Consider the following 10,934-nt stretch of genomic DNA (forward strand, 5'->3'; position numbering starts at 1 on the left):
ATTTTGAGCGCTGTTGACCGGGTCTGCACGGAATGCGCCCGCCATCGGCGCGGCTCCCCGCCAGGGGCGGCGCGACTCGTGGCCGCCCGTACGATGGAGCCATGTCCAAGACCGCGCAGCGCCGTGTCCTGCTCGCCGCCCCCCGGGGCTACTGCGCGGGAGTCGACCGCGCCGTGATCGCCGTGGAGAAGGCCCTGGAGCAGTACGGGGCCCCCATCTACGTCCGCAAGCAGATCGTCCACAACAAGTACGTGGTGCAGACCCTGGAGAAGAAGGGCGCGATCTTCGTCGACGAGACGGAGGAGGTGCCCGAGGGCTCGATCGTCGTCTTCTCCGCGCACGGCGTCGCCCCGTCCGTCCACGACGAGGCGCGGGCCGGCAAGCTCGCCACCGTCGACGCCACCTGCCCGCTGGTCACCAAGGTGCACAAGGAGGCCGTGCGCTTCGCCGACGAGGGCTTCGACATCCTGCTGGTGGGCCACGAGGGCCACGAGGAGGTCGTCGGCACCATGGGCGAGGCCCCGGACCGGATCCACCTGGTGGACGGTGCCGAGGATGTCGCGGGCGTGCAGGTCAGGGACGAGTCCAAGGTCGTCTGGCTGTCCCAGACCACGCTGTCCGTCGACGAGACCATGGCCACCGTCGGCGAGCTGAAGAAGCGCTTCCCCGGGCTGGTCAGCCCGCCCAGCGACGACATCTGCTACGCCACCCAGAACCGCCAGGTCGCGGTCAAGCAGCTGGCCCCCGAGACCGACCTGCTGATCGTGGTCGGCTCCAGGAACTCCTCCAACTCCGTCCGCCTGGTCGAGGTCGGACTGGAGTACGGCGCCAAGGCCGCCCACCTGGTGGACTTCGCCGAGGAGATCAGCGAGGAGTGGCTGGAGGGCGTCACCACGGTCGGCCTGACCAGCGGCGCCTCGGTGCCGGAGATCCTGGTCGACGGCGTGCTGGAGTTCCTGGCCGCGCGCGGCTACGACACGGTCGAGACGGTCAAGACCGCCGAGGAGCACCTGATCTTCTCGCTGCCCAAGGAGCTGCGCCGCGACCTGCGCGCCGAGGCGGCGGGCAAGCTCTGATCCTCCGGAGGGCCCGGTACCCCCGTGCGGGGTACCGGGCCCTCTGCTGTGCGTCGGCGGGCGCCCTCTCGTAACTTTGTGCACAGGCTGTGGACAATTCACGGGCCGTGGACCAGCGGGTCCGCGGCCGACGGCGGAGGGTGGACGTGATGACGGCGGTATTCGGCGTGGACATCGGCGGCTCGGGGATCAAGGGCGCACCGGTCGACCTCGCCAGGGGCACGCTCGCCGAGGAGCGCCACAAGGTGCTCACCCCGCAGCCGTCCGCCCCCGAGGCCGTGGTCGCCGCCGTGTGCGAGGTGGTCCGCCACTTCGGCCATCAGGGCCCGGTCGGGCTGACCTTCCCCGGGGTGGTGGTCGACGGCCGCACCAGGACGGCGGCCAATGTGGACAAGGGCTGGATCGGCCTGGACGCCGCGGGCCTCTTCCGGGAGGCGCTGGGGATGCCCGCGACCGTCCTGAACGACGCGGACGCGGCCGGGCTGGCCGAGCTGACGCACGGCGCCGGGCGGGGCGAGTCGGGCGTGGTGCTGGTGCTCACCTTCGGCACCGGCATCGGCAGCGCCCTGTTCGTGGACGGCGTGCTGGTGCCCAACACCGAGCTGGGCCACCTGGAGCTGCGCGGCAAGGACGCCGAGCGCCGGGCCTCCTCGGCCGCCAAGGAGCGGCACGGGCTGACCTGGGAGCAGTGGGCCGAGCGGGTCGACGAGTACCTGGACCTGGTGGAGATGCTGTTCTCGCCGCGGCTGATCGTGATCGGCGGCGGGGTGAGCCGCAAGCACGAGAAGTTCCTGCCGCGGCTGAAGGAGCGCGCGGCGCGGGTGGTGCCGGCGGAGCTGCGCAACGACGCGGGCATCGTCGGGGCCGCCATGGCGGCGGCCAGGGCGGGGGGCTGAGGGCCGGCCCGGCCTCGGCGGGGGCGGTTCCGGCGGGGGCGGGCCTCAGCGGGAGCGGTGGATCCGGCGCTGGGCGACGAACCGGGCGAGCACGATCAGCGTGGCCAGCCCGGTGCCGGAGAACAGCCAGTCCGCCCGCAGCGCCAGCCCGGTCGCCAGCGAGACCACCTGGGCGGTGACGCCGGGGGAGTTCACCGGTTCGAGCAGCAGCAGGGCGAGGGCGAAGGCGATCGGCCCGCTGATCGGCGCGGCCAGCAGGTCGGCGTAGCGCACCCGGACGGCCAGCTGGAAGCAGACCACCAGGTAGCCGAGGCCGAACAGCCAGCCCAGGCCGTCGAACAGCAGCAGGTCCAGGCCGGCCACCGCGAGCGTCGCCAGGACGGCGGCCACGCCGGTGCCGACGGCCGTCAGCCGGGAGGCGGGGGAGGACTCGGCGGGGGCTCCGGCGGTCCCGGGAGCCCGGCCTGGGCCGGGGACGGCGGCTGCGGCCGCGCGGGTCGGCGGACGGCGTCTTGGCCCTGGCGGCTGGGTACGGATGCTCTGCTCCACCCGCCCAACGTACGGTCCGATCATCGCCACACTGTGTAATGGACCGTTCAGGTCTTGCCCCGTGTCTCCGGGCGGAGTAGTGATGTGATCGTCACTCAGGTGGGGCGGCCCGCCCGGCCGGGGCGGCGCACCATGATCAACGGGCCCGTCCCGGGCCGCGGCGACCGAGGAGTGAGGTGGGGCGGGGGCTGCCCGTAGACTTGGGGGTCGGCCCGTACGGTGCCGACCCAACTCCTCCAAGCCCACGGGACTGCGCTTCATGTCGCTCACGATCGGAATCGTCGGCCTGCCGAACGTCGGCAAGTCGACCCTGTTCAACGCCCTGACCAAGAACGACGTGCTGGCGGCCAACTACCCGTTCGCCACCATCGAGCCGAACGTCGGCGTGGTCGGTGTCCCGGACGAGCGGCTGGCCAAGCTCGCCGAGATCTTCGGCTCCCAGCGCATCCTCCCGGCGACGGTCGACTTCGTCGACATCGCCGGCATCGTGCGCGGCGCCAGCGAGGGCGAGGGGCTGGGCAACAAGTTCCTCGCCAACATCCGCGAGTCGGACGCGATCTGCCAGGTCGTGCGCGCCTTCACCGACCCGGACGTGGTGCACGTGGACGGCAAGGTGTCGCCCAAGGACGACATCGAGACCATCCACACCGAGCTGATCCTGGCCGACCTCCAGAGCGTCGAGAAGGTCCTGCCGCGGCTCCAGAAGGAGGCGCGCCTCAAGAAGGAGACCGCCCCCGTGCTGGCCGCCGCCGAGGCCGCGCAGGCGATCCTGGAGACCGGCAAGACGCTCTTCGAGGCCGGCTTCGACACCGCCCCGATCCGCGACCTCCACCTGCTGACCGCCAAGCCCTTCATCTACGTCTTCAACGTGGACGAGGACGAGCTGGCCGACGAGGACTTCAAGAACGCCCAGCGCGAGCTGGTCGCCCCGGCCGAGGCGATCTTCCTGAGCGCCAAGATCGAGTCCGAGCTGATCGAGCTGGACGACGCCGAGGCCCTGGAGCTCCTCCAGTCCATGGGCCAGGAGGAGCCGGGCCTGGCCACCCTCGCCCGGGTCGGCTTCGACACCCTCGGCCTCCAGACCTACCTGACGGCCGGCCCCAAGGAGACCCGCGCCTGGACGATCAGGAAGGGCGCCACCGCCCCCGAGGCTGCCGGAGTCATTCACACCGACTTCCAGAAGGGCTTCATCAAGGCCGAGGTGATCTCCTTCGCCGACCTGGTCGAGACCGGCTCCATCGCCGAGGCCCGCTCCAAGGGCAAGGCCCGGATCGAGGGCAAGGAATACGTCATGCAGGACGGCGACGTCGTCGAGTTCCGCTTCAACGTGTGATCGATTCGCTACTGCATGTCACTTGATGTGACAGGTGTGCGGGTCGGAGGGGGTCGGACTTCATGGAGTCCGGCCCCCTCCGTGTTTCGGTGCCGCTCTCTGGGGGCCTCCGTCGGCTGTCGATCCGCCCGAAAGTCCCGCCCAAGTGGTACGTTATCCGGTACCACTTGCCAAAAGGGGGCATGGGCGTGTCCATCACCGCGAGCGAGGCCCGCAGGGATCTCTTCCCGTTGATCAAGAAGGTCAACGAGGACCACGACGCCATCGAGATCGTGTCCAAGCACGGGAACGCCGTGCTCGTCTCCGCCGAGGACTACGCCGCCCTGCGTGAGGGCTCGTACCTCCTGCGTTCGCCGGCGAACGCGCGTCGCCTGCTCAGGGCGTACGACAACGCGCTGAACGGCACAGGGCTCTCCGAGCGCACGCTCATCGACCCCGACTCGGCTGATGCCGGGCGGGGTGCCGAGTGAGGCTCGTCTTCGAGGAGCACGGCTGGGAGGACTACACGTCCTGGCTCAGGAACGACCGCAAGACGCTCGCGAGGATCAACAGGCTCATCGAGGACGTCCTGCGCGATCCGTTCACCGGGCTCGGCAAGCCCGAGCCGCTGAAGTACCACCTGCCGGGCGCGTGGTCTCGACGCATCGACGACGAGCATCGCCTCGCCTACCTCGTCACGGACCGGGAGATCATCGTCCTGGCGGCGCGCTACCACTACTGACCGTCCGTCGCGGGGGCGGGGGGCCGGGCGGGCGGGGCCGCGCGGTGGGGAAGGGAAGGGGAACAGGGCGGGAAGACCGCAGGCCACAGTGGCGTGTATGTGTGCACACTCCCAGAGGGGCTCGCGATCCAGACTGCTCCTGGTGATGCCGAGCCACCAACTCGTACGACGAGGAGCCGAGTTGGGGTTCCGTATCTGGTCGATATGGGACCCGGTCCAACTGGAGGCCGACTTCGCGCAGCGGATCGAGGAGGGCTCCGAAGAGCTGCTGCTCACCGACTTCGCCGACGAGGACCGGCTGCGCGAGACCATCACGCGGATCACGCGCCGCCACGGGATCGACGCGCTGCTGCACTGCGGCCACGGCGACTCCGTCCTGCCGGTGGCCGAGGAGGCGTGGCGGCTCGGACTCTCCCCCAACCCGCCGGAGGCGTACAAGCGGCTCCAGGCCTGCGAGCGGGCCCCCGTACAGGCTCCCCGGCTGAGCGTCGAGACGCTCACCGTGGACGGCTACCACCACGTCGTCGGCGTGACCGCCCAACGCACCACGGGGCGCCCGCACTTCCTGGTGACGGGCTACCTCCATCCGGCGCCGCTGACCGACGACGAGCGCAAGGTCATCGAGGCGGCGGCGGTGGACTGGCTGGAGGCGAGCGGGTACCGCTTCGGCCCGGCCCACACCCAGGTGGCGCTGCTGCCCGACGGGCCGCGGATCGTGTCCTGCCGGGCGCACCTGGCCGCCGACCGGATCCCGCTGCTCGTGGAGATCGCGCGCGGCTTCGACTTCGAGGCGGCGGTCCTCGCGGCCCTCCTGGGCGGACCCCCGGTCGTGCCGAGCGCCTCCCAGTACGCGGAGATCGGGTTCTTCCTGCTGCCCGGGGGCAGACTGGAGACGTACACCGGTACGGAGGACATCGCCGTGACGCCGTGGGTTCGCGGAGCCCGCTTCCCGTACGCCGTCGGCGACTTGATCCCCCCCGTCGGCGACCCGCGTGCCCGGCGCGGCTATGTGGTCGTGGAGGGCGATAGTCCGGAACTCACCCAGGAGCGGGTCTCCAATGCGCGGGAGGACCTCATCGCCGATATCCGGCCAACCGAATAGCGCGCCGGGCGGCCGCGACCCCCCGCGGAGCTGCGGGGGAGCACGGGAATGGATCGCCGGAGTCGAACATGGCAGGTGCATGTACTCCATGAGGTGACCTATTCTCACGAGGACGTGCGTCCCATCTACGGGGGAGGATCGGGTGCAGGCCGGGACATCGGATGACATGGGAGGCGCCACCGGTCCCAAACCGGAATTCGCGGTCCTCGGCTCACTGGAAGTCCGCAGCGGATCGGAACCGGTTCCGATCAACGGGCCCCTGCAACGGCGCGTCCTCGCCGTGCTGCTCCTGGAGGCGGGGCGGGTGGTGCCCATCTCCCGTCTGGTGACGGCCGCCTGGAACGAGAAGCCGCCGGACAGCGCCGAGCACCAGGTGCGCAAGACGGTCGCCAAGCTGCGCCGCCTCATCCCGTACGGACCGGACACCATCGTCACCGACGGGCCCGGCTACCGCGCGGTCGTCGACACCGGACAGCTCGACCTGCTGCGCTACCAGCGGCTGCTGCGGCAGGCCAGGGAGTCGTCGGACGCGGGGGAGGCGGACCGGGCCGCGGCGCGGCTGCGCGAGGCACTGGCCCTCTGGCGGGGGCCGGTGCTGTCCGGATCCGGCGGACGCGTCGTCGACGCCGCCTCGACGGCCCTGGAGGAACAGCGGCTCACCGCCGCGGAGCAGCTCTACGACCTGTGCATGGAGGCGGGCGAGGCCTCCGAGATCACGGGCGAGCTGCGCACCCTGGTGGACGAGCACCCGCTGCGCGAGACCCTGCGCAGCCGGCTGATGCTCGCCCTCTACCACTCCGGCCAACAGGCCGCCGCGCTGAGCGAGTTCGCCCGCGCCAGGGACCACCTCGCCGACGAACTGGGCATCGACCCCGGCATCGAGCTGACCGATCTGCACGAACGCATCCTGCGTCAGGACCCGGCGCTCTCCCGCCGGGAGCGCTCCGCGTCCCGGGCCAGGCACTCGGCCACCGAGGCTCCGCACGCGCTGCCGTTCGACGTGCCGGACTTCTCGGGACGGACCTCCGAGCTGAAGTGGATCCGGGACGCGGCCGGGCACGCCCCCGAGGGCTCGCCGACGGTCCTGGCCATCGACGGCATGGGCGGCGGCGGCAAGACGGCGCTGGCCATCCACGCGGCCCACCAAATGGCCGAGCAGTACCCGTGCGGCCGGCTCTTCGTCGACCTGCACGGCTTCACCCCGGGCCAGACGCCGCTCAGCGCGTTCCACGCCCAGGGGGACCTGCTCGCCGCCGTCGGCATCCCCAGCAGCGAGATACCCGTGGTGCCGGCCGGGCGCGCCGCGCTGTGGCAGTCCTACATGCACGGCCGCCGGATGCTCCTGGTGCTGGACAACGCCGCCGCCTCCGACCAGGTGCGGGCGCTGATCCCGGCCTCCTCCGACAGCCTGGTCCTGATCACCAGCCGCCCCCGGCTGACCGGGCTGGACGGGGCCGAGTGGCTCACCGTGGGCGCCCTTCCCGAGCCGGACAGCCACCAGCTGCTGCGCACCACCCTCGGCGCCGAGCGGGTGGAGCGGGAGCCGGAGGCGGCCCGCGAGCTGGTGCGGCTGTGCGGGGGGCTTCCGCTGGCGGTCAGGATCGCCGCCGCCCGGTTGGCGAACCGCCCGCGCTGGACCGTCCAGCGGCTCGTCGACCGGCTGCGGGACCACGAGCGGCGCCTGGACGAACTCGCCAGCGAGGGCCGGGGGGTCGCGGGCGCGCTGCTGCTGTCGTACCAGTCCATGCCCCAGGAGCAGCGGACGGCCTTCCGGCTGCTGGGACACCACCCCGGGCGCTACCTGGACGCCGACGAGGCCGCCGCGCTGCTGGACACCGACCCGATGACGGCCGAGAACGTGCTGGAAGAGCTGGTAGACGTACGGCTGCTGGAGGCCAGGGAGCCGGGGGCGTACGCCCTGCACGACCTGGTGCGCAGCTTCGTGCACCGGGTGGCGCAGAGCCAGAAGGCGCCGGAGGACGCCCAGGCGGTGCGGCGGCTGCTGGACCACTACCTGCACCGGGCGGAGAACGCGTGCGACGTGCTCTTCCCCGGGCGGCGCCGCTTCGGGGACACCGGCGAGGACGCCAGGGGCCACCGGTACGCCGACAAGGAGGCGGCGCTCCAGTGGCTCGACCAGCACCGCGACAGCCTGCTGCTGGCCGTCGACGCCGCGTACGACAGGGGGCTGTTCTGGCACGCCGCGCGGCTGCCGCGCGAGCTGGGCTTCCATTCGAGCATCCGCGGCTACGACGCCCAGGCGAACGCGGCGCTGGAGAAGGGGGTGAGCGCCTCGCGGAAGCTCGGGGACCGGCCGCTGACCCGGCTGAACCTCATGAACCTGGCCATGGGCAAGTGGCGGCTGGGCCAGCTGCGGGAGGCCGTGGCCCGGCTGGAGGAGGCGGTGGACCTGTCCCAGCTGATGGCGGACGCGCACAGCGAGGCGGAGTGCAAGGCGCGGCTGGGGCAGGCGTACAACAGCCTGGGGGAGCTGGACCGGGCGCTCCGGCTGAGCGAGGAGGCCAACCTCGCCGCCCAGGAACTCGGCTTCACCCGGCTCGACGGCTCGTCGCTGAGCACCCTGAGCCTCATCCAGGTGCGGCTCGGGCGGTTCGAGGAGGCGGCGGACTCGGCGGAGCGGGCGGTGGCCATCTTCGACTCGATCCAGGAGATCCAGCTCTCCGTGGACGCGCTGAGCAACCTCTCGCAGGCGATCGAGGGCCTGGGCCGCTACGACGAGGCGCTCGCCCGGGCCGACGCGGCGCTGGAGCGGTGCCGGCGGATGAGCATGCCCTCCGTGCTGCCGCTGGTCCTCGCTCGCAGGACGGACGTGCTGGTGTGCATGGGCCTGCTGGAGGAGGCGGCGAGCAGTGCCACCCACGCGCTCGCCGAGGCCACCCGCTGCACCGACGACATCCACCGTGCCACCGTCCACCTCTCGGCCGGGCGGGCCCTGTACGCGCACGGCGACCTGAGCGCGGCGCGGGCCCAGCAGCTGCTGGCCTACGAGATCGCCTGCCGCATGGAGCTGCGCCACGACGAGGCGAGCGCGCTGTGGGACCTCGCCAGGACCGCCGACGCCCAGGGGGACCGGCACGCGGCCAGGAAGCACCGTGCGGCGGCGGGCCGCCTCTTCTCGCTGATGGGGGTGCAGGAGACCGCGCGGTGAGGGGCCGCGGGGCGGGCGTCCCGGGGCGGGGGACGGCAGGGGGACGGCAGGGCGGGTGCCGCGCGCCGGTGACCGGGCGGCGCGCGCCGCACCGTCCGAAACCGGTACGGCTGGGGAGGCTCCGGCGTTGTGTGGGTATCGGGCGGGTGTCGAGAGGGGAACGGGCCGGGAAGTCAAATCGGGAGCATCAGCGGAGTCGACAAAAGCCTGCCCCACCAAAGGAGCTCACCTCATGCGCGTCATTCCCATCGCCGCCCCGGTCCTCGCCCTCGGTGCCCTGCTGGGGGGCCTCACCGCCGTCTCCGATGTGCCGGAGCCGGCCAAGCACACCGCCGCCGCCGTCGTCCTGGTGCCGAACACGGTCGTCTCCGGGACCGACGGCAACAACGGAAACGGCTGAACCGACGGGCCGCAACCGCGGGTTGCGGCCCCTCGGCCGGGCCGCCAGGAACAGCTGAGAGCCGCCACCGCGTCGCGCGGTGGCCCCGGTCTGCATCCCGTTCATGACGCCGCGGCTTCTGCCCAATCCTTATCAGGGGGAACACAATGACCATTCGGGTGCTCATCTGTGACCAGTTGCCGGTCATCGCGGACGGTCTCAAGACCCTCCTCGACGCGGTGCCGGACATCGACGTGATCGGCACGACCCACAACGGCATGGAAGCCATCGTCCTGGTGCGCACCACGCGGCCGGACGTCGTGGTCACGGACCTGAACCTCCAGACCATCTCCGGCCTGGAGATGATCCGCCGGCTCGGTCAGGAGGGCGAGGCGCCCAACGTGGTGGTGTTCACCGCCTCCGACACCGACAAGACGGTGAGCGACGTGCTGCACGCCGGCGCGAGCTGCCTGCTCGGCAAGGACGCGAGTCCGCAGGAGCTGATCACCGCGATCCAGGCGGCGGCCGCCGGGCAGACCATGCTCGCGCCGAACATCGCGCAGCGGCTGGTCACCTGGTTCCGTGCGCAGCCGGAGCCCCAGGAGACCGCGTCGTGCCCCGAGGTGACCGAACTGACCCCGCGGGAGAGGGAAGTGACCAGAATGGTGGCGCGGGGCATGTCCACCGAGGAGGTGGCCCGCGAACTGATCATCGGGGAGGCGACGGTCCGTACCCACCTCTACCGGGTGCGCACCAAGCTCGGGGTCAGGGACCGCGCCGAACTCGTGTCGCTGGCCTACCGGACCGGACTCATCCACTCCGCGGGACAGCCCCTCGGCGACGGGAGGCTGGTGTCGCCGAGGGGCCTGCGCGCGAGCTGAGCCCCAGGGGCCCGCGCGCGGGCCGAGCCCCCTGGGGCTTGTCCGCGGGCCCTACGGCCGGGTCGTCGCCGCGACGGGAAGTCCCGTACCGGCGGCGGCGCTCCGGGCCGCCCGGACGCGCTCGGCGCCGACCGTCCGCCACAGCGCGGCGGGATCGCCGTACCGGGCGGACTCGGCCGCGGCCAGCCGGAAGTACCGGTGCAGGCCCAGTTCCGGGGTCATCGCGCGCACCCCGCAGCCCTGCATGCTCAGCCGCACCACGTCGCGGGCGGTCTCGGCGGCCGTCGCCAGCGCCACCAGGGGCGCGGTGCCGACGGCGTCCGGCTCGGAGTCGGCCAGCCAGGCCCCCCGGTAGACCGCCGCCCCGGTCGCGCGCAACGCCACCACGGCCCGCGCCAGCGGGAACGCGACCGCGGGCAGGTCACGCAGCCTGGTGCCGAACTGCCGCCGGAAGCCGGAGTACTCCACCGCGATCCGGTGCGCGCCGTCGGCGATGCCCAGCAGGTAGGCGGCCTGCCGCAGCCGGGCCCTGGCGAGCGGACCGGTGGGCGAGTCGTCCAGCGGCCCGACCACGTCCGCCGCGCTGACCGGGGTGGCCCCGAAGCGGACGACCGGCGGCCAGCACCCGCCCTCCGCGGTGACACCGGCCGCCTCGCGCGGCACCGCGACGAGCACCGGCCCGTCGCCCGTCCTGGTGGCCACCAGGAACGTCCCGGCGCCCGGGTCGTCGACCGTGACCGCGCCGGTCAGCTCCCAGCCGCCGGCCCGCGGGGTCGCGGTGACCCCGCCGCCGGCGGGCAGCGCCTCCAGGCCGGCCAGTGCCGAGCC

Annotated in this window: 11 protein-coding genes; 9 read left to right on the forward strand and 2 right to left on the reverse strand. The window is 72.5% G+C overall.

What is annotated here, in order from left to right; translation table 11 throughout:
• The first annotated feature begins 101 nt into the window (after positions 1 to 101).
• A complete protein-coding gene (locus BU198_RS08075; RefSeq protein ID WP_188296154.1) occupies positions 102 to 1,076 on the forward strand; it encodes a 4-hydroxy-3-methylbut-2-enyl diphosphate reductase in 975 nt (324 codons plus the stop codon).
• Positions 1,077 to 1,225: 149 nt separating this feature from the next.
• The gene (gene ppgK, locus BU198_RS08080; protein ID WP_188296155.1) at positions 1,226 to 1,972 is read left to right on the forward strand and encodes a polyphosphate--glucose phosphotransferase; all 747 of its coding nucleotides are present in this window, start codon (positions 1,226 to 1,228) and stop codon (positions 1,970 to 1,972) included.
• 45 nt (positions 1,973 to 2,017) lie between these two features.
• On the opposite strand, the gene BU198_RS08085 is transcribed toward ppgK, so the two are convergent.
• A complete protein-coding gene (locus tag BU198_RS08085) occupies positions 2,018 to 2,545 on the reverse strand; it encodes a DUF6542 domain-containing protein (RefSeq protein ID WP_188296156.1) in 528 nt (175 codons plus the stop codon).
• A 235-nt stretch (positions 2,546 to 2,780) separates the two neighbouring features.
• Here BU198_RS08085 and ychF point away from each other — a divergent pair, with 235 nt between their 5' ends.
• The 7 genes from ychF (at position 2,781) to BU198_RS08120 (ending at position 10,106) form a co-directional block, all read left to right on the forward strand.
• Entirely contained in the window at positions 2,781 to 3,854 is a 1,074-nt protein-coding gene (ychF, locus tag BU198_RS08090) for a redox-regulated ATPase YchF (RefSeq protein ID WP_188296157.1), read from the forward strand.
• A gap of 188 nt (positions 3,855 to 4,042) precedes the next feature.
• Entirely contained in the window at positions 4,043 to 4,324 is a 282-nt protein-coding gene (locus BU198_RS08095; RefSeq protein WP_188296158.1) for a type II toxin-antitoxin system Phd/YefM family antitoxin, read from the forward strand.
• Positions 4,321 to 4,575 (forward strand): Txe/YoeB family addiction module toxin, encoded by a 255-nt coding sequence (locus BU198_RS08100; protein ID WP_188296159.1) that lies wholly within the window; start codon positions 4,321 to 4,323, stop codon positions 4,573 to 4,575. Before BU198_RS08095 ends, BU198_RS08100 begins: the two co-directional genes overlap by 4 nt.
• Positions 4,576 to 4,756: 181 nt before the next feature.
• A complete protein-coding gene (locus BU198_RS08105; protein WP_223244092.1) occupies positions 4,757 to 5,677 on the forward strand; it encodes a phosphoribosylglycinamide synthetase in 921 nt (306 codons plus the stop codon).
• 307 nt (positions 5,678 to 5,984) lie between these two features.
• Complete coding sequence (locus BU198_RS08110; RefSeq protein ID WP_411293158.1) at positions 5,985 to 8,846, forward strand: BTAD domain-containing putative transcriptional regulator; 2,862 nt, start codon at positions 5,985 to 5,987, stop codon at positions 8,844 to 8,846.
• A gap of 232 nt (positions 8,847 to 9,078) precedes the next feature.
• Complete coding sequence (locus tag BU198_RS08115) at positions 9,079 to 9,246, forward strand: hypothetical protein (protein ID WP_188296162.1); 168 nt, start codon at positions 9,079 to 9,081, stop codon at positions 9,244 to 9,246.
• Positions 9,247 to 9,392: 146 nt separating this feature from the next.
• A complete protein-coding gene (locus BU198_RS08120; protein ID WP_188296163.1) occupies positions 9,393 to 10,106 on the forward strand; it encodes a response regulator in 714 nt (237 codons plus the stop codon).
• 51 nt (positions 10,107 to 10,157) lie between these two features.
• On the opposite strand, the gene BU198_RS08125 is transcribed toward BU198_RS08120, so the two are convergent.
• On the reverse strand, positions 10,158 to 10,934 hold a 777-nt coding region (locus tag BU198_RS08125), incomplete at its 5' end, for an acyl-CoA dehydrogenase family protein (RefSeq protein WP_188296164.1).

This window comes from Streptomyces sp. CBMA156 (assembly GCF_014596515.1).
Lineage (GTDB): Bacteria > Actinomycetota > Actinomycetes > Streptomycetales > Streptomycetaceae > Kitasatospora.